This is a genomic window from Photorhabdus sp. RW14-46 (genome assembly GCF_963887965.1).
In the GTDB taxonomy this organism is placed as follows: Bacteria; Pseudomonadota; Gammaproteobacteria; order Enterobacterales; family Enterobacteriaceae; genus Photorhabdus; species Photorhabdus laumondii.
The window spans coordinates 22,113-42,835 of the sequence record NZ_CAWPHH010000015.1 but is presented as its reverse complement, the minus strand read 5'-3'; the positions used below and the strand labels follow the sequence as shown (position 1 = coordinate 42,835).

General features: G+C 41.7%; 14 protein-coding genes. 6 read left to right on the top strand and 8 right to left on the bottom strand.

Annotation, left to right across the window (positions count from 1 at the left end):
• Positions 1–238: 238 nt before the first annotated feature.
• From AACQ38_RS13625 to AACQ38_RS13595, 7 genes are all read right to left on the bottom strand, one after another.
• Positions 239–1,630, bottom strand: coding sequence for an aldehyde dehydrogenase family protein (locus AACQ38_RS13625; RefSeq protein WP_165578353.1), 1,392 nt, complete (start codon positions 1,628–1,630; stop codon positions 239–241).
• Positions 1,630–2,691 (bottom strand): AMP-binding protein, encoded by a 1,062-nt coding sequence (locus tag AACQ38_RS13620; protein WP_109791723.1) that lies wholly within the window; start codon positions 2,689–2,691, stop codon positions 1,630–1,632. The genes AACQ38_RS13625 and AACQ38_RS13620 overlap by 1 nt, the downstream gene beginning before the upstream one ends.
• Positions 2,692–3,373: 682 nt before the next feature.
• A complete protein-coding gene (gene glnB / locus AACQ38_RS13615) occupies positions 3,374–3,712 on the bottom strand; it encodes a nitrogen regulatory protein P-II (RefSeq protein ID WP_011147501.1) in 339 nt (112 codons plus the stop codon).
• 15 nt (positions 3,713–3,727) lie between these two features.
• Positions 3,728–5,350, bottom strand: a complete 1,623-nt coding sequence (locus AACQ38_RS13610; RefSeq protein WP_165578352.1) for an NAD+ synthase — start codon at positions 5,348–5,350, stop codon at positions 3,728–3,730.
• Between the two features lie 66 nt (positions 5,351–5,416).
• Complete coding sequence (gene glrR, locus AACQ38_RS13605) at positions 5,417–6,754, bottom strand: two-component system response regulator GlrR (protein WP_011147503.1); 1,338 nt, start codon at positions 6,752–6,754, stop codon at positions 5,417–5,419.
• Positions 6,751–7,596 (bottom strand): two-component system QseEF-associated lipoprotein QseG, encoded by an 846-nt coding sequence (qseG, locus tag AACQ38_RS13600; protein ID WP_242685591.1) that lies wholly within the window; start codon positions 7,594–7,596, stop codon positions 6,751–6,753. Before qseG ends, glrR begins: the two co-directional genes overlap by 4 nt.
• A gap of 3 nt (positions 7,597–7,599) precedes the next feature.
• Positions 7,600–9,039 (bottom strand): sensor histidine kinase, encoded by a 1,440-nt coding sequence (locus tag AACQ38_RS13595; RefSeq protein WP_041381009.1) that lies wholly within the window; start codon positions 9,037–9,039, stop codon positions 7,600–7,602.
• A 775-nt stretch (positions 9,040–9,814) separates the two neighbouring features.
• Here AACQ38_RS13595 and AACQ38_RS13590 point away from each other — a divergent pair.
• The 5 genes from AACQ38_RS13590 (at position 9,815) to AACQ38_RS13570 (ending at position 14,764) form a co-directional block, all read left to right on the top strand.
• Positions 9,815–10,087: a type II toxin-antitoxin system prevent-host-death family antitoxin gene (locus tag AACQ38_RS13590; RefSeq protein ID WP_165578351.1), complete on the top strand. Its 273-nt coding sequence runs from the start codon at positions 9,815–9,817 to the stop codon at positions 10,085–10,087.
• Positions 10,074–10,421, top strand: coding sequence for a type II toxin-antitoxin system RelE/ParE family toxin (locus AACQ38_RS13585; RefSeq protein ID WP_165578350.1), 348 nt, complete (start codon positions 10,074–10,076; stop codon positions 10,419–10,421). Before AACQ38_RS13590 ends, AACQ38_RS13585 begins: the two co-directional genes overlap by 14 nt.
• A gap of 574 nt (positions 10,422–10,995) precedes the next feature.
• The gene (locus AACQ38_RS13580; RefSeq protein ID WP_165578349.1) at positions 10,996–11,595 is read left to right on the top strand and encodes a short chain dehydrogenase; all 600 of its coding nucleotides are present in this window, start codon (positions 10,996–10,998) and stop codon (positions 11,593–11,595) included.
• Between the two features lie 179 nt (positions 11,596–11,774).
• On the top strand, positions 11,775–12,941 hold the full coding sequence (locus AACQ38_RS13575; protein WP_165578348.1) for an FAD-dependent oxidoreductase: 1,167 nt from the start codon (positions 11,775–11,777) through the stop codon (positions 12,939–12,941).
• A 26-nt stretch (positions 12,942–12,967) separates the two neighbouring features.
• Complete coding sequence (locus AACQ38_RS13570; protein WP_165578347.1) at positions 12,968–14,764, top strand: flavin monoamine oxidase family protein; 1,797 nt, start codon at positions 12,968–12,970, stop codon at positions 14,762–14,764.
• A 368-nt stretch (positions 14,765–15,132) separates the two neighbouring features.
• On the opposite strand, the gene purL is transcribed toward AACQ38_RS13570, so the two are convergent.
• Positions 15,133–19,020 (bottom strand): phosphoribosylformylglycinamidine synthase, encoded by a 3,888-nt coding sequence (gene purL, locus AACQ38_RS13565; protein WP_165578346.1) that lies wholly within the window; start codon positions 19,018–19,020, stop codon positions 15,133–15,135.
• Positions 19,021–19,286: 266 nt separating this feature from the next.
• Between purL and mltF the strand changes: the two genes are divergently transcribed.
• Positions 19,287–20,702 carry a membrane-bound lytic murein transglycosylase MltF gene (gene mltF, locus AACQ38_RS13560; RefSeq protein WP_165578345.1) on the top strand — a complete coding sequence of 472 codons (1,416 nt, stop codon included), beginning with the start codon at positions 19,287–19,289 and terminating at the stop codon, positions 20,700–20,702.
• Positions 20,703–20,723: the final 21 nt, after the last annotated feature.

Genomic DNA, 20,723 nt, shown 5'->3' with positions numbered 1-20,723 from the left:
TGTAATATGTCGCTAAACAGTGGTTGGATATGGGAATAGATAAACAATTTATTCACTATGCATGTTTTGGTCCACATAAAGTGATTTAAATTTTCAACTTAACACTAAATAATAAAAAACCGCGCCATGAATGACTTATGGCGCGGTTTTTGTATATACCTGTCATCTTTCAAGTTTGAATCAATTCGGTCACGGGTCTTTAGCATAGATTGATATCGTTACATTTCTCTTTATCATTTTAAGTAAACCAATTCTTCTGAATACGAACCCCTCGGCTATGCATCAAAAATTCTGACAAATATCCGTCATGCGGTACAAGTGGTGCCATCCAGGTTGTCGGAATATCTCCTGCATAAACATTACTGATAGTTGTATTACTCAGAACGGCACCCAGAATTTCTGGTTTTTTCGAGAATACAGTAACAACTAACGAATCTGATAACATTTGTGAACTCTTCAAACGGTCATAAGGTGCAACAGTGACGCATGGAAATGGAAGTTCGCGTTGAATTAAAGGATCTGTTGGATTATCGACAACAGTAACGCAAGGTCTAAGGATATATCCCGATGATGTTTGTTCACCAAACAACCGAAGATCTTCATTTTTTTCAGGATAAAGTGATTTCTGTAATAAAGCCGTAGTATTCGATGACCCTAATGGAAATGTCTCCTCAGCATCCATCTGATCAAACGCTTCCGATAAACGTTGACCAAAATCAACAGGGTCCCCTTCTATTAATACCGCGCTGGCAGAAACACATGCGGTACCACCAAGAGCACTGACCGATCGGGCAACAAGTGAAACTGCTTCATCAATATTGACATCTGAACCTACCACAATTTTCGAACGCCCCGGTCCTTGGATTAAAACTTTAGGATTCGAATGATATTTATTAACGATATCTTGCCCGCCATAAATAATAGACAGATCTGCCGCAGAAACCATTTCGTCAGCACCTTGATGATCTGTCGGTATGAGCGCAACATAGTTTCCGAGCCCAGCCTGTTGCAATGAGGAGACTAATCGTTGAGCGGTGAATGGTTCACGAACAGAAGGCTTAATTAAAATTCGATACCCAAAAGCAAGAGCTTGCGGCCACAAAGCATGCGCTCCCGGCCCATTGCCACCAGTCAGAACAGCCAGCACATCCGCTCGTCGGCTGAATAAAGCACATCCTTCTGCAACTCTGCTATCATCCACATGCCAAATAGCGCCATGTGGCATAGATGCTTTGATTATCTCAGGCATCATCATAAGCACTTCTGAAGTTTCAATCAGTGACCTTTCGATAATACTCGCTGGCAGCCCAATGACACGGTGTGTCAATTGCACATATTCTGCCGGAGAAAGCCCGGCGACACTCTCACTGGAATAAATTTTTGCCGCCTGCTTCATTGCTGAATGAATTTCATCCAACCTCAGTCGGGGAGCAATTCTCATCTTGCGAACAACTTCACAAATATAAACGAGAGGCGCTATCGCAGTTTCTCCAACAACTTCATCTAACACGTTGATAACAGCCGCACGCCGGCGTGTAACATAGGATTCTCCCAGTGCGAGAGCCTCCACTTGTTGCAATTTGTTCTCCATTGCGGTTTTTACGTCAGGCTTCACACTATCGATTAGCATTAATAGACCCCTTCTATTACCGCATGACCAGAAATCTCCTCAACAGGACGCACCAGCGTAACGGAAACTCCTGGGTAATCATCTATTCTTGGCATCCTCACCGCTGTATCACGTTCCAAGATATTCGGAAATAAAGCAAACTTGTTGATGTAGTTCATTACAACCCGACCTCGTTCCCCAAAAGGAACCGGTTTTTGCGTCAGTGGATCGATAACTTCAAAAAGGACGTTAGGGGCAAAGCTGTCAAAGATAGGTGACCCTTCAAAATCCTGATTATCTCTTGATTTAGATTCGCCCAGTATCATTGTACTGCCATAACTGGCTGTTATTTTGACATCAGGGAAAATTGAGGATTGCAAAAATGCCTGTGTATCTGGGTCCATGTGAGTTCCACCCCAAGCAATAAGGTCCAAACTCTTATTCAAATGACTGACCAACGCCGCTCTCCTAACCATTCGTTCTAAAAGTGGCGGCGTGACAATTAGGTAACTAATATTTTGTCTATTAATAATATCTTCAGCCTGATCGAGAATATGCTCGCAGTAAGCCTCCATCCCGGCAAGATCACCTTGTTGGATCATCTTTTTAACCCAACGTGGATCTAAATCCACGGTGAAGAAATGCCCACCATTAGCACGAGCACGAAGACGGCTTATTGCCCCGATAACATGAGGACCAGAAGGGACCAGCGCCAAGGTATTCTTTATTGCCCCCGTATTAACGACTTTCATATCACTCAAACGCCAGGCCACTAACTGCTCTAACCACTCTTCAAAGACGACAACACGTTTGGGTCGTCCTGTCGTCCCTCCACTTTCAAATACCCCCGCAATGGCCGCATTCTGCAAACCACGAGGCACCAAGCTTTCAGTCGGAACATCCCGAAGTTCATCAGCAATATCGGGAAATAACCTTAAATCAGAGAAAGTACGTATATCTTGCAATGGATCGAAATCCAATATTTTGCGTTTTTCAAGCCAAAACGGCGATCCGGTTTCAGGCGAAAAGTGCCAATTCATGATTTGAGACAAATAAACGTCAAAGTTATGAAAATCAGTCACATGTACCTCCATATTTTAAGCCAAATTTACAAGGCATTACTATTCAGCTTAAAAAAGATAAGAAATTTAAATGAATCATAAAATAGTTGAGAGGCTCTTTCTTTATCTGACAAGAAAGAAACCACACAACAATACAATTTTAATTGTTTTTTCAAAGATGGCCTTAAATTCTCACAATAAATTTATGATTAAGAATAATTATTAAAGTTAGAGGTAATCAATTAATTTAAAAAAACATTCAGTGATTGAGAAAATATTATCATTTATTAATCATGATGCGCGATTTGCAAAAGATAAATTTCTTTGTCAAAACGGTATATGGCTAGGCTTGGAGGTTTGAAATCAATTGATTTATACCCAATAGATTTCAAGATGCATCGCGACGGCAAGGGAGCGAATCCCCGGGAGCATAGGTAACTATGTGGCTGGGGTGAGAGAGTACAGCCAACAAAGAGGCAACTTGAAAGATGACGGATATATATGATTATTTAATTAACCACATCAATAGAGACAGAGTTTTTACTGCATTCTCAATATCTTTTATATTAGCCAATATTTTGATTCTGTATGCCAATATCCAATTTCGCTTTAGCGTTTAATCTATTAGCCTCAGCTACCATCTTATCTTTATAGGGGTGGCTTTTTTATCTGCCTGTCACCACCCCAAAAAATTCAAATTAAGTTAAATCGCCTCTTCATCCTGCTCACCGGTGCGGATACGCACAACACGCGCTACATCAAATACAAATATTTTACCATCACCGATTTTCCCGGTCTGTGCCGTCTGCATAATGGTTTCAACACAGGTATCGACAATATCATCTGGCACGACAATTTCTATTTTCACTTTTGGCAGAAAATCCACCATATATTCTGCACCGCGATACAGCTCTGTATGACCTTTTTGGCGCCCAAAACCTTTCACCTCTGTTACTGTCATTCCGGTGATACCCACTTCCGCCAGAGCTTCACGCACATCATCTAATTTGAAAGGTTTGATAATCGCATCAATCTTTTTCATGAAGTTTTCCTGTTGTTACCAGTTTTTACGGCCGAAACCAGAGGTAATCGGGTAGCGTCTGTCTTTACCAAAATTACGTAGCGTAATACGCGGTCCCACCGGAGCCTGACGACGTTTATATTCGTTGATATCAACCAAACGAACAACTTTACGTACAATTTGTTCATCAAACCCTGCCGCCACCAGCCCATCAACCGACTTATCCTGTTCCACATAACCTTCCAGAATATCATCCAGAATGTCATAAGGCGGTAAACTGTCCTGATCAAGCTGTCCGGGTGCCAATTCTGCCGATGGCGGACGATCAATGACTCGTTGAGGTATCGCCGGCGAAACGGTATTACGATATTTTGCTAATGCAAATACCAATGTTTTCGGTACATCTTTCAGCGCATTAAAACCACCCGCCATATCACCATATAATGTGGAATACCCCACCGCTGATTCACTCTTATTACTGGTCGTCAGCACGAGACGATGGCGTTTGTTAGACATCGCCATCAGAATAACGGCACGGCAACGCGCCTGTAAATTCTCTTCGGTGGTATCTTTGGCCGTACCGGCAAACAGAGGTTCAAATTGTGCCATAAATGCATCAAACACCGGTTCGATCGACACCACATTAAACTCAACACCCAACATATCAGCCTGTTTTTTAGCATCTTCTATACTCATTTCAGATGTATAGCGGAATGGCATCATAACGGCCTGAACATGCTCTTTACCCAATGCATCAACAGCAATTGCCAGCGTTAAGCCAGAGTCAATTCCTCCAGATAAGCCTAATAACACGCCTTGAAAGCCATTTTTGCGAACGTAATCATGCACTGAAAGGACTAATGCCTGATATACCTGCTGCAATGGCGGTAATTCAGGTGCCGGATTAACCATAGGTTCAATTTTTAATTCATTAAAGCAGCATTGTTGGATTTGTTCATTAAATGCGGCTAACCGATGAGTCACTTCACCACTTGCATTAAAAACTTTAGAACAGCCGTCGAAAATCAGCTCATCCTGACCCCCAACCTGATTAAGATAAATCATGGGTAACTCTGTACGTCGGCAATGTTCTCTAATCAGTTCATAACGGATATAAGGTTTTTCACGGCTATATGGAGAAGCGTTGATAGAAAGAACTAAGTCTGCACCAGCCTGTTTCAAGGTATCAATCGGCTCATCAAACCATAAATCTTCACAAATCAATAAGCCGAGATTGTAGCCCTTAAATGGCACAACACAGCTTTGATCGCCCGCTTTAAAATAGCGTTTCTCATCGAAAACACCATAATTTGGTAACCGTTGCTTGAAATAACGGGCCAAGATCTCCCCTTGCCAGAATAAGGAAAGTGCGTTGTAAATCTCCCCGTCCTGCTCCCAAGGATGACCAACTAAAATAGCAATTTGACAACTGGCAGCCTGTAAACGTGCCAATTGCTCACGGCAACGCTGATGAAAATCAGCTCGGAATAATAGATCTTCTGGAGAATAACCGGATATTGCCAGTTCAGAAAACATCACCAAATCAGCATTTTGTTGCTGTTGTTCCTGTACTGTCTGCAACATACGTTCACAGTTGCCTTCAATGTCGCCAATCATCCAATTAAGCTGTGCAAGGGCAATATTAAGAGTACGGCTCATAAAATTTGGCTCTCCCAAGCCACCAATCTTTATACCAGTGTAAAAACTTCCTGAGCAGCAGAAAAGTTATTCTTTAAAATCATTCGCATCCAATTCATGGCGCGCCAGTAATTTGTAGAATTCAGTCCGGTTACGCCCCGCCATACGCGCCGCATGAGTCACATTCCCTTTGGTCATTTGCAGTAATTTACGCAGATAATTCAGTTCAAACTGATTTCTGGCTTCTACAAAAGTGGGTAATGCTGTATTTTCCCCTTCTAGTGCCTGCGTAACCAAGGCTTCACTAATAACCGGCGCAGTAGTCAGCGCAACACACTGTTCGATCACATTAACAAGCTGACGCACATTGCCAGGCCAACTTGCCGCCATCAGGCATTTCATCGCATCAACTGAGAAACTACGGACAAAAGGTTTATGGCGTTTCGCTGATTCACGCAACAGATGATTCGCCAATAAAGGAATATCTTCAACCCGGCCATTCAAAGCTGGAATTTTCAAGTTCACCACATTTAGGCGGTAATAGAGATCTTCGCGAAACTCATTTTTTGCCATTGCCTTCGGTAAATCACGGTGAGTCGCTGAGATAATCCGTACATCAATATCCAGATCACGGTTACTTCCGAGCGGACGTATTTTACGTTCCTGCAATACGCGCAACAATTTAACCTGCAAAGCCTGTGGCATATCACCGATTTCATCAAGAAACAGCGTTCCCCCCTGCGCAGCAAGGAATAACCCTTCACGGCTGCTGACCGCACCGGTAAATGCACCTTTAGCATGACCAAACAGTTCTGACTCAAGGAGTTGTTCCGGCAAAGCACCACAGTTAATCGCGATAAATGGTTTTTTCGCCCGTGGACTGGCACGGTGAATTGCCTGGGCTAGCACTTCCTTCCCGGTACCACTCTGACCGTTTATCAGTACACTGACATCAGATTGAGCAACCATTCGCGCCTGCTCCAACAAACGCAACATAGCAGGACTGCGGGTAACTATCTGTTCCCGCCACTGTTCATCACTGGCAGGCGTAGTCAACGCCAATGCACCATCAATCGCTTTATAAAGCGCATCCCGATCAACGGGTTTAGTCAGAAAACTAAAGACACCCTGTTGAGTGGCCGCTACTGCCTCTGGAATTGAGCCATGAGCCGTCAGAATGATAACCGGCATACCCGGTTGCTGCTTCTGGATTTCAGCGAACAGTGCCATACCATCCATTTCATCCATACGCAGGTCACTGATCACCAAATCGATTTTTTCTTTAGTTAGCAATCTCAACGCTTCACCGCCACTTTCTGCGGTTGTGACACGAAAACCTTCACTGGTAAGACGCATTCCCAACAATTTCAACAAACCAGGATCATCATCAACCAGAAGAAGATGGGCTGGTTTACGCGCTGTCATGGTGCTGCTCCTTTATCTGATTCAGAGGTACTGTTTGGCGTACTGTTTTTGTTAGGTAATGCCGTCGTCGCGGGCGTTTCAACATGTTTATCCGAATTGCCTGAGCCAGCACTCCCCTGATTTTGTTTACGGGAAGAGAGCTGACGTTCAATATCTGTCAGGTTTTCCAGTTTACGAGAAGTTTGCTGTAGCTCAAATTCCAACCGTGCGCGACTTTCACGCAGACGATCAAGTTTATTATCCGTATCTGCCTGTAATTTTTGGAATTTTGCCCGCTCCTCAGCCACTGCAATTTGCTGAACTTGCTGCTCACGCCATAACTGCAATAACGCTCGCAACGGGTCCGGGAATTTCAACCGGTATTTGTTGAAGTTTTCAATCATTTTCCGACGCTCAGACAATGTAGGCCCGGCACTGTTAAGTAAGATACTTTGTTTAAAAGCCATATCCCAAGTAACCGGAAGCGTGTATTTCGCCATATTACGTGCTCTCGCTGATGTCAGGCGATCTGAACAATCCATCAGTCGCAGCCAGTAAAGCGCATTCTCAATCGATGGCGGCGTCTCTAAATCCCACATTAACCCACACTCGGCAATACGGTAATCCGTCACCCGTTGCTCTGGTATTACCATTTGCGTAACTGTCGCTAAATTATTATTAACCGGATTTTTAACGCAACCCGCCAATAAAAAAACAACGAAGATCAGCAGCATCATGCTAAAACCCCCAACTGAAACTCGTGGTAATAACAATCTGGCAACCGATACGTTTTCCCCAAGTTGTACTGCAATATTCTGCCGATCCGTCTTTCGTACAAAACGGTAAGTAGACCTGTTATGCATTATTTATTCATTCTCAGCAGCTAATGGCAATTTAATACGAAAACATACGTCAGCAAATTCGCTCTGAATTAATATCAGTTCGCCCCCCATACGCTTAATACAATCCTGCGCAATACTTAGCCCAAGACCGCTGCCTTTCACTGCACCTTTACGCTGGAGCGTTCCCTGATAGAACGGTTCAAAAATCATACTGCGTTCTGATTCAGGAATTGGCGTACCTGTATTAGCAACATTAATTTGAACATATTTACCAATCTGACGACTTGAAACCCAGATATTACCGGATTCGGCACCATAGTGCACCGCATTAGAGTAGAGATTATCAATAACCCGCATTAATAGCGTAGGCTCTGCCCATAAAATATCAGCATCAAGCTGGATTTCCGTCTGAATATTTTTCGATCTCGCGGGTAAACTGTGTGATAAAACTACCTCATTAACAATTTCCCGTAGAGAAACTTGCTGTTGCTCCGTCGGGCCATCTGCCAGTTTACGGTTATAATCCAGTAATTGTTCGATCAATTGCTGTAAATGTTTACTACTATTATCAAGAATAGCAACCACTTCTTGCTGATCAGCCGTTAATGGCCCTGCCACTTCATCAGCCAGTAATTCTGTCCCTTCCCGCATACTTGCCAGCGGTGTTTTCAGTTCATGAGAAATATGACGTAAAAACTCATGGCGCTGTGATTCCAACCAAGCCAAGCGTTCACTGAGCCAGATAATCCGTTGTGCCAAAGAACGGAGTTCTCGCGGCCCCTGAAAAGAATCTATGCGAACGCCCAATGATTGCCCTTCTCCCAATCGGTTAATCATGCGTTCAATCCCTTTAACCGGCCCGATAATCATGCGAGTAAATAACGCGACCAATAACGCACTCAGTAGAAATAAAATAAGACTCTGCCAGCCAAAAAATTGCCCTTTTTCAGCAATATCTTTCTGTAACTGTTCTCCCCGGCTGAAAATAATATCACGGGTAGCCTGTACCATCTGGCTATTAGCATTGGAGAACTGCTCAAGTAATTGAGCGGCAGGTTGGGTAGGTTCACTATTGAGACAAGCGATTTTTGTCAATTGCGACAATAAACTATTAAGCGTCTTAATATGTTGTTGCTCATCAAGTATAGCCATCTGATCTTTCAGCATCTTAAGGTATTGCTGATATTGCCTTTGGTAGAGGTTTTCCAGCGTCTTATCCCCTAACACACAATATTGGCGGTAGCTACGCTCCATCTCCAACGCAATACCCGTCATAGCCTCACTGCGGCGGGCATCCGCTAGCGTGGTACGGTTTATATCAGCCGCTTGCTCACTGAGTTGATCAAGACTTTGATAAGCCTGATAAGCCAAAACCAACAGCGGCAATAACACCAGCCAGAAGGCCATGACAACTAATTGGCGCAATGAGCGCGGAAATAAACGCCATTTTTTCAAGGAAATCATCTCGTAACCTGTCAGTACACCAATGCTAACCGACAAAGGGCTGATAGAAAAACCCATCGGCTGATAAATTTTGCTGTGACTGAAAATCAGTGTAAGACGCAAACAGTACAAAGGGGCAGGTAAACACCTGAGCAATGACGACGGGATAATAGTTTTTGCTACTATCCCGCCAGTGAGGGTGACTTATGCCTGTTGTTTACCTACAGTCAGACATAGGTGGTGCCTCACTCCACGTGTCGCCCGATGTTTGATAAGGCTCGAAAGCGATATCACGGAGTTGGACGGTAGGCACCTTACTCTGGCATCATTCGATAGTTTATGTGGCATTTCTCCACCTAATGTGGGCCGACATAAGAAGCTGAATGAGCAACTGTGCCAGCTTAATGCAGATTCCATGCCAACATTAAAATTTTAATTATAACTAGCTGTTTTTACTTTGGAAAAAATTAAACGTAACGTTTCAGCAACCAAACAGCTTCTTTTCCGACATGAGGAAAATTTATTTTTTGTCGCCAATTAAAGACATCTAAAATCATGAAAATAAAAACAGATTAAAATCAAATAATTAAATGTCTCCTTTTTGAGACACTCATAACACGTGTTTGTCGGGTAATTGAGACAATAGAGCAATTCGGCATCTAAACACCTAGGAATTTGCTGATATAAAACTCTCACATCTGAATCAGTAATAGTCCATATTTACCCCATATATGGCCTTTATCAGCAAATGATGTATTATTACAGAAGCAACAGAGTTTCTACTCGGAGGACACTTATGTATCAAACCCCAAATTCGCGGATTACGACAGTCTCCGCGTTTAAAAAAGAATTGGCTTCTATGGATGTATCGCAGCCAGTCACAGTAACCCAAAACGGGGAGCCGTTATATGTGGTTCAAGATCCGGCTCAGTTTGAAATGCAACAAGAACAAATGGCATTGTTGCGACTGCTGTCTTTTGCTGAAAAAGACATAAAATCTGGACGAATTGTGTCATCTAGTAAGCTACGAAATAATTTACGGAAATTAGCAAACGGTGATCATAAATAAAATTGAATATACCCAGACATTTGAAAACCAGCTTCATGAACGTTTTGGCTATTTAACCAGACATATCGGTGCAGAAGCATCTTGGAAAATTCTGGAAACCTTTTTACACAATTTTGAAACTCGTGTTCTTAGATATCCTAAAAGTGCTCCGCTATGTGAGGAAACGGCTGATATTGGGTTAACCAGCCACCATGACTATGTGGATACCAAATTGCAACTACGAGCAATCTACAAAATAGATGAAGCTAACCATACCGTAATTGCTACACTGTTCCTAAATACACGACAGAGTTTACGCCAAGCACTGATCCAATATTGCCTGCGTAGAGACTGAATTTCTGACATTCCATTAGCCAAAAGGGAGAGCAATTTTTGCTCCCCTTTGTGGTATCAATTGAAAGTATCCTTCAACTGTTTAATTTAACAATTCTTGTTTATTAGATTGCAGCACTACCCTAACTGTTTACGAGCATTACGGAAAATTCGCATCCACGGGCCATCTTCGCGCCACTCTTTTGGATATCATAAATTTCTGACAATATGTTTTTGGTATTCAGTAAAAAATATATTCAAACTTAAATTAGTAATAAAAAATACCGTTTTTAAACATTTTTTAGATAAAAAAAACATTAAAATGTATAATATACATTCAATTTAGACTATATTTTTATGAATACTATTTAAAAATATCTTAAAAATACCCTAAAAATGTCTTAAAAACGCCCAATTTGTACTTATTTTATACAAATTCACCCCACACTGTTGTTTGATTCAACTATTGGAGTTGAAAATTTCATTTTATACTCTAGCATTATTAGAGACTTCCACCTATATAGAGTTAAAAGTAATATTCATTATGCAACGATGTAGTCGAGAAAATTTTATTAACTAAGAAAAGGTAAACAGAAATGAAAGTTATTGTTATTGGAGCAAGCGGTACAATAGGAAAAGCAATCTCGGAAGAATTAGAAAAAAATCACGAAGTCATTCGTGCCGGAAGGAATGGCTTAGATGTTGTAGTTGATATCACTTCCGTTGATAGTATTAAGAGTATGTATGAGAGAATTGGCAAAGTTGATGCTGTAGTCAGTGCAACAGGTAGCGCACATTTTGGATCAATTTCAAAATTAACTCCAGAGTTAAACGAAATAGGAATAAACAGTAAACTTAAAGGCCAAATTAACTTAGTACTGTTAGGTATGGACTATATTAACGATGGAGGAAGTTTTACTTTAACAACTGGAATTATAATGGACGACCCTATCCTACAAGGAGCATCAGCAGCTATGGCAAATGGTGGTGTTAAGGCATTTGTAAAATGTGCAGCAATCGAAATGCCAAGAGGAATTCGCATAAATAGCGTTAGCCCTAATGTCTTACAGGAATCATTGGATAAATACAGTGAGTTTTTCCCAGGCTTTAATGCTGTCCCTGCTAGCCGTGTAGCACTTACTTTTAGAAAAAGTGTCGATGGAGCTCAAACCGGCCAAAACTACGAAGTTTATTAATTTAGAAAAAAGAATATAAATATATAGTCCTAAAAGACTTGTATACTTATATTAGTTAGCTATCAAATAGCTAAATTAAGTTATCCCGTATTCAAACTGCCTATACTAATTATTTTCATCAGGATAGGCAGTAAATATTCTATATTTTACAAAGTATATACTACAATAAAGGTACGCTTATGGCTAAAATATATGAGTTAATCGTTATTGGTGGTGGATTGATCGGCCTTTCCACAGCATATAATGCAACATCCTTTTTTGGAGGACACACTGCATTAAACGGAAAAGATGTTCTCGTCCTAGAGCAATCTTCATTCTTTAATCAATTATCTAGTAGTGCAGAAGCTTCCCGTCAATTCCGCTTTCAATACAATAATAACTTTATGACCCAATTGGTTATTGATTCTGCCCCAGAATGGGAACGGCTCCAAAAACAAACAGTAACTGAGCTTATTTCACATGTTGGTAGCCTTTGGTTTGGAGATCCAACAATCCCAACAACCGAAGGAGGAGTGAATTCTGCCATTAATGCAATGAAAAGAATGGGTATTCCTTATCAATATTTAACCGCAAAAGAAATTGAAGCTTGGTATCAATTTAAAAATATACCTGATGATTATGTAGGCTTTTTCCAAGCCAACGGTGGTATTATTAATCTACCTGCAACTTTAAGAACCCTCTATAATATTTCTCACAATAATGGAGTACATTTTAAAGAGTACAATTCAGTAACAAAAATTGAATCAGATGGCTGTAATGAAGTAATTGTAACGACAAATAAAGAAATATATCACGGCAAAAAAATCGTTATGGCCGTTGGTCCATATACCAATAAATTAATCTCGCCTTTGGGTACTACACTTAATTTAGAAATCTGGGATATGGTTTCTTCATATTTTCGTAAAAAAAATCCCGGAACAAACTATCCAACATGGTTTGTATTCCAGAAACCTAATGATAAAAATAGTAACTTATATTATGGGTTCCCTGAAGCACCTTGGAAAAACCCAGGCTACATTAGAGTAGCGCCAGATTATCCATTCAGAATTTATGACAGTCCAGAGCAACGAATACCACCAACAAAAAGTGATTTTGAAGGTACAAACCAATGGGTTAAGAACCATATGGAATATCTTGACCCAGAACCTAAATTTACATCTACATGCATGTTAGCAATGCCAAAGGATGACAAACCTTTCTATTTAGATTCGTTACCAGGTCATTCAAATATTGTCGTTTATACCTCTGGATGGGGTGCTAAATTCACGCCATTACTTGGCAAGATATGTGCTCAATTAGCTATTAATGGCCATACATTTTATGACGTAACTCCATTTAAAATCTAATATTAATATATAAAAAGGAAACCAATATGACTAATTCAAGAATTGAAATGGATCAAATTTCATATAAAGATGACAGCCAAGATGGGCTATCCATTGATGTCGCTATAATAGGAGCCGGTGTATCTGGCTTATATGCTGGATATCGTTTATTGACAGGTGAATGCTCAGATAATATTCACCCTCCCTCTTCAGTTCATATCTTCGATCTGGATGATCGTATTGGGGGTCGTCTACTTTCTATTAAATTACCAGGGACAGATATCATTGGAGAATTAGGTGGCATGCGCTACATGACTTCTCAAAAAATTACAACTACTCTTATCGAAGATATTTTTCTACTAAATTACAAATCATTTCCATTAGGAGATCCAAAAAACCACTTTTATTATTCCCGTAAACAACGCTTTAAAGGTAATGCATGGGATATTGCACAAAAAAATAACCAAGAATTCAAAACACACTATTATCTCAACAAAAATGAAGAAGGTTATAGCCCCAATCAATTGTTTAACAAGGTAATTTATGATGTCCTAATAGATGATCCATGGTTTGTTGAAAAATATGGAGACTCAGTAAAAAGAATAAACAAATACACTTATGAATTTAAAATAAGAGCTAGACAATGGGATGATATAAAGATTAATTTATCTTACTATAAAGAAAATAGCTCTTATAATGGAATGAAAGTCCGAGAAATTGGATTTTGGAACTTAATAAAAGATCGAATTGGGCAAGAGGGCTACTCTTTCTTAGCCGATTGTGGAGGATATTTTTCAAATACAATAAACTGGAATTCCTCAGAGGCAATGCCTTATATGGTAGGTGATTTTTCATCAGATAATGTTGAATACAGAACCATAGAAAATGGATATGATCAGCTCGCCTATGCGTTAGCCAAGAACTATAATGAAGCTAAGGGATCTCAGTTATGGATGAAAAATCAACTTGTAACTTTTAAGAAAGATTCAAATGGAAAGAGGAATTATACTCTTAAGTTTTGGAATAAAAAGGGTAAATATTACTGGACAGTCTATGCTGACAAGGTAATTTTGGCTATGCCAAGATGGTCTTTAAAACTTTTAGATCAAGAGAATTTTTTCTTTGATAAAACAAAAAGAAATAAATTACAAAGAAACATAGACTCAGTATTTAGTGAACCTTCTTTCAAACTATTAATGGGATTTGAATATCCATGGTGGACAAAAGATTTCGGCACAACCGCAGGAGAATCAATTACAGATTTACCTATACGTCAGTGCTATTATTTTGGTACTGATCCTAAAAATTCACATTCCTTGTTCTTAGGCAGCTATAACGATATGCGTACGGTATCGTTCTGGAACCCTCTTATACAGCAGAAATATAATAAAAGTTTTAAATTCGATGATATAAACCCTGATAACAAATATCTACAAAAGTTTGAACCACATTCTACTAAATTGGTATCGAAAGAAAAAATTGAGCAAATATTTGTGCCAGGTAATGAAGCTTCTAAAAACTTAGTTGATGAAGCTATGAGCCAAGTTGAAGAACTACATGGAATAAAGATTCCACCCCCTTATATTGTACGAATTAAAGATTGGTCTCAAGATCCTTATGGCGGCGGCTATCATGCTTGGCATGCAGGAATTCATGTTAATGAGGTAATGCCTTATATGCGCCGTCCTATATGCGATGAATCAATTCATATCATTGGTGAAGCTTATTCAAGTCAACAAGGGTGGACAGAAGGGGCATTTTGTGTGACAGAAAATCTTTTACAAGAGTGGTTTAATTTAAACAGACCATACTGGTTAGCTGATGATTATTATCTAGGATGGTAAATACAATGTTTAAAATAGATTGAGTTTCATTTTTTACAGCCTATTTTTACATATATAACCTTAGATATTTTTAAAAACAGTCAATTTAGAAGTATGTAAACTCAGATTCGGTTTTTGAGTTAGAAAATGTAGGCATTCAATCCGGTTATCACTTCCAGTAGAAAACTTATTGGACTATGATGCCTCGTATGTTCCATTTAATGAATATTTTTTGACTAATCAAATACCGTTTCAAAATGAATTGAAACAAATAAAAAAATGGCTTCAATTGTGATCTCACGTCAGTTACGAAACAAAGAATCACAATGAAGCCAATGAACACTATCAGCCGGAAAAAACCGGCTGACACAATTTATATACCGCGGTACTTACCCTAACTGTTTACGAGCATTACGGAAAATTCGCATCCACGGGCCATCTTCGCGCCACTCATCTGGATGCCAAGAGTTATTCACCGTGCGAGATACCCTTTCTGGATGCGGCATCATCACGGTTGCTCGACCATCAAGGCTAGTCACTGCGGTAATGCCATTCACTGAACCATTGGGGTTAGCGGGATAGTTTTCCGTAACCTGACCATAGTTATTCACATAACGCAAAGCCACTAACTGGTTGCTTTCAAGCATCTCAAGATGCTGTCTATCACGGAATTCTACTTGCCCTTCCCCATGAGAAACCGCAATCGGTATACGAGAACCGACCATATCCTGTAAGAACAGTGACGGGCTGTCAGTAATTTCCACCAAACTGAATCGTGCTTCAAATCGCTCTGAGCGGTTACGTACAAAACGCGGCCAATGTTCTGCACCCGGGATCAATTCCCGCAAGTTAGACATCATCTGGCAACCATTACAAACACCCAGCGCTAACGTATCTGGTCGTGCAAAGAAAACGGCAAATTCATCACGGACACATTCATTAAACAGAATTGATTTCGCCCAACCTTCACCTGCCCCCAACACGTCACCATACGAGAAACCACCACAGGCAACCAGTGTCTGGAATTGGTTCAATCCAATACGTCCAGACAACAAATCACTCATATGAACATCAATCGCTTCAAAACCTGCTCGGTGGAATGCCGCGGCCATTTCAACATGGGAGTTAACGCCCTGTTCACGCAGTACAGCCACTTTCGGCCTTACCTGCTGCAAGATGTAAGGCGCTGCAATATCTTCTGAAATATCAAAGGTCAGTTTTACATTCAGTCCAGGGTCCTGATTATCCTGTTTAGCCTGATGTTCCTGATCTGCACACGCCGGGTTATCGCGCAGACGCTGCATTTGCCATGTGGTTTCTGCCCACCATAAGCGCAAGGTACTGCGATTCTGGCGATAGACTTCAGTATTACCACTAAAGATAACAAAATCATCACCTGCTTGGGCTTTACCCAAATAATGTACGCAATCGGCCAGACCATGTTCTGCCAAAATGCTTTCAACAAATCCTCTATCCGATGCTCGAATCTGAACTACAGCACCCAACTCTTCTGTAAAGAGCCCAGCCAGAATATCTTCATCAAATACACTGATATCAGCTTCAATGCCACAATGGCCGGCAAAAGCCATTTCAGCCAAGGTTACCAGTAAACCACCATCAGAGCGGTCGTGATAAGCCAGCAATTTTTGTTCCGCAATCAGTTGCTGAATTGCATTGAAGAAACCCGCTAATTGTTCAGCACTACGTACATCCGCGGTTTTATTACCCAGTAGACGGTAAACTTGTGCCAATGCGGTACCGCCCAGCGTATTTTTTCCTTGCCCCAGATCGATTAATAACAACGCATTATCTTCATCGGTAGAAAGCTCCGGCGTGACTGTACGGCGGACATCTTCCACTCTGGCAAAAGCAGTAATCACCAGTGACAAAGGAGCCGTCATTTCACGCTCCTCACCTTGGTCATGCCAACGGGTTTTCATCGACATGGAGTCTTTACCCACCGGAATTGTCAGCCCTAGCGCAGGACACAGCTCCTCACCCACCGCTTTAACCGCCGCATACAAACCGGCATCCTCACCTGGGTGACCCGCAGCAGACATCCAGTTAGCTGAAAGTTTAATGCGTTTTAAATCCTGAATATAAGCAGAAGCGATATTGGTCAGCGCTTCACCGACCGCCATTCGGGCGGAAGCCGCAAAATCCAGCAAAGCAACCGGCGCACGTTCCCCCATAGACATCGCTTCGCCATAGTAGCTATCAAGGCTGGCGGTGGTAACAGCGCAGTCCGCAACTGGGATCTGCCACGGACCCACCATTTGATCACGAGAAACCATGCCAGTGACAGAGCGATCGCCTATCGTGATCAGGAAGGTTTTTTCCGCCACCGCCGGCAAATGCATGATGCGCTTAACAGCTTCCGCCAGATCGATATCCCGGCGTTCAAGGCTCTCACCGCTCGCTTTTAATGTAGTGACATTACGCAACATTTTTGGCGTTTTACCTAACAGTACATCCAGAGGCATATCGATTGGCTGGTTATCAAAGTGTTCATCATTAAGCAGCAAATGACGTTCTTCCGTTGCCTCGCCGATAATGGCATAAGGCGCACGCTCACGCCGACAAATCTCTTCAAATAGCGGGAGTTGTTCCGGCGCAACCGCCAGTACATAACGCTCTTGTGATTCGTTACACCAGACTTCCAGCGGGCTCATTCCCGGCTCATCGTTAAGAATTTTACGTAACTCAAATCGTCCACCGCGACCACCATCACTGACCAGCTCAGGCATCGCATTGGAAAGCCCACCAGCACCCACATCATGAATAAACAGAATCGGGTTGTTTTCGCCTAACTGCCAACAGCGATCGATCACCTCCTGACAACGGCGCTCCATTTCCGGGTTATCACGTTGAACCGAAGCAAAATCCAGATCAGCATCGGATTGCCCCGATGCCATAGAAGATGCGGCCCCTCCGCCCAATCCAATGTTCATGGACGGACCACCAAGCACAATCAATTTTGCGCCAACAGAAATTTCACCCTTTTTGACATGTTCATCACGGATATTACCGATCCCACCAGCCAGCATGATCGGCTTGTGATAACCACGTAATTCGCTACCGTTATGACTGTTTACTTTTTCTTCATAGGTACGGAAATAGCCCAACAACGCCGGACGACCAAATTCATTATTAAATGCCGCGCCCCCTAAAGGGCCTTCCATCATGATATCCAGAGCACTAACGATACGCTCTGGTTTACCAAAATCCTCTTCCCACGGCTGTTCAAAACCCGGTATCCGCAAATTGGATACCGAAAATCCCACCAGACCCGCTTTTGGCTTAGCACCACGACCGGTCGCCCCTTCATCGCGAATTTCACCCCCCGAACCTGTCGATGCGCCCGGCCAAGGAGAAATCGCCGTCGGGTGATTATGCGTTTCCACTTTCATCAGAATATGAGCCTGCTCCTGATGGTAATCATATGAACCGTTTTCCGCGCTAGCAAAGAAACGACCAACAGCAGATCCCTCCATCACGGCAGCATTATCTTTATAGGCTGACAGGACATAATCAGGTGTCTGCTCATAGGTGTTTTTAATCATTTTGAACAGCGATTTTGGCTGCGCCTGACCATCAATAATCCAATCAGCATTAAAGATTTTATGACGACAATGTTCTGAGTTAGCCTGAGCAAACATATAAAGTTCAACATCTGTTGGATTGCGCCCTAATTTCTGGAAAGCATCCATCAGATAATCAATTTCATCTGAGGCTAACGCCAATCCAAGTTCAATATTGGCCGTTTCTAACGCACTGCGTCCTGCTTGCAGAATATCAATGCGCTTTAACGGAACCGGTTGCTGACGAGAAAACAATTTTTCCGCCTGTTCCAATTGAGTAAAGACCGTTTCCATCATCCGATCATGCAGCAATGATGACAATATTTGCCACTGTGTATCACTCATTTCACCACTTTGGATGTAATAAGCCACGCCACGCTCCAAACGCACAACCTGGGACAGGCCACAATTGTGAGCAATATCGGTTGCTTTGGAAGACCAAGGGGAAATCGTTCCCGGACGAGGCGTCACTAACAGCAATGTACCTTGGGGTTCATGTTCAGCCAGCGAAGGTCCATATTTTAGTAATTGTTGTAACTTTGCTGAATCAACATCACTCAAAGATGCATTAATCTCTGCAAAATGAACATATTCCGCATAAATATCATTGACCGGAAGTTGCTGTTCTTGGCACACAGAAAGGAGTTTAGTGATACGAAATGCAGATAAAGCAGGTGAACCACGTAGAATTTTCATAGTAATCAATTCTCTCATCTTAGAAGCAAAGCTTAATAGATGCCTAAGGGGAAATGAAGCCATTATAGAGGATTGTCACCCATGACGAAACCGTTTGCGTGACGATTATTACCGCCAATTATCCTGTCGTCAAATCATGCAAATAGTATCAATTAGGTTGCACAGCCCGTTTTTGTTCCGCAAAATGCTCAATCACTGGAAATTTAACCATAACAATATAGCGCGTTTCCACCTGGCACCACACTGCGTTATACAGAGATAACCATTTGAATAATATAAAAATAAATTATTTCGTTATCATTGTTATCGCTCTTTTTTCTGCCGCCATCATTAGTCTGAACATCAGTTGGCCGAATAAACAGCAGGAGCAGATTAACAGGATCATTACCAGAGGAGAGCTACGGATCAGCACCATTAGCTCACCTCTGATCCATCTTACCGGTAAGAAAGAAGCCAATGGATTTGATTACGAGCTGGTACAACGCTTTGCTAATTACCTTGGCGTCAAATTAGAAATCAAATTTAGAAAAAATATCAATCAGTTATTTGATGATCTGGAAAAGGGTGAGGCTGATTTTCTGGCCGCTGGCCTGACTTATCATCAAGAAAGGCTGGATCAAACCCGCACAGGTCCAGCTTACTATTCTGTATCCCAACAACTGATTTATCGCAAAGGGACTCCACGCCCTCGCTCTTTTAAAGACTTAAAAGGTAAACTGCTGGTCGCTTCTGGTTCTGCTCATGCCAGCACATTGAAAAAGATAGAAACAGAGAATTTTCCTGAACTCGAATGGGAGGAGACACCGCAATATAACACTCGCGAACTACTGGAACAGGTATCAGAAGGTAAACTGGATTATACGTTAGGTGACTCGATTAATGTCGCGTTGCAACAACGTACTCACCCTAATCTGGCCGTCGCTTTTGATGTGAGTGAAGATAACCCGCTGACATGGTATTTAAAACGCATTGACGACTACAGCCTTTATGCTGCCATGCTGGATTTTTTCAGCCAGCTAACGGAAAAAAATGTCATGCCACGGTTGGAGGAGAAATACTTTGGTCACGTCCACTCATTTGATTATTTCGATACACTCTCTTTTCTCAGTGCCATCGATAATATTCTGCCTACCTATCAGCCACTATTTGAAAAATATTCCGGTGATATCAGTTGGAAACTGCTCGCTGCCATTGCCTGGCAAGAATCTCATTGGGACCCACAGGCAATCTCACCCACGGGTGTGCGTGGCCTGATGATGTTAACCACCCAGACGGCTAAAGGGTTAGGCGTCGTTGATCGCCTTGATCCGGAGGAGAGTATTAAGGGAGGGGCGATCTATCTGCAAAATCTAATGAAACGACTACCTGAAAATATCCCTAAAGATGAGCGCATCTGGTTTGCACTGGCAGCTTACAATATGGGTTATGGACATATGTTAGATGCCCGCAAACTGACGGCATCACAGAAAGGAAATCCCGATAGCTGGCTTGATGTCAAAAAACGGATTCCACTATTAAGCCAGAAAAAATATTATACAAATACCACCTATGGCTATGCCCGTGGACATGAAGCTTATCGCTATATTGAAAATATTCGCCGTTATCAGCTTAGTTTAGTCGGATATTTACAGGCCAAAGAAAATCGGAAAAAATTAATTCCCCAAGAAAACCAACCAAAATAAAGTAAACAAATATAAGGCTCT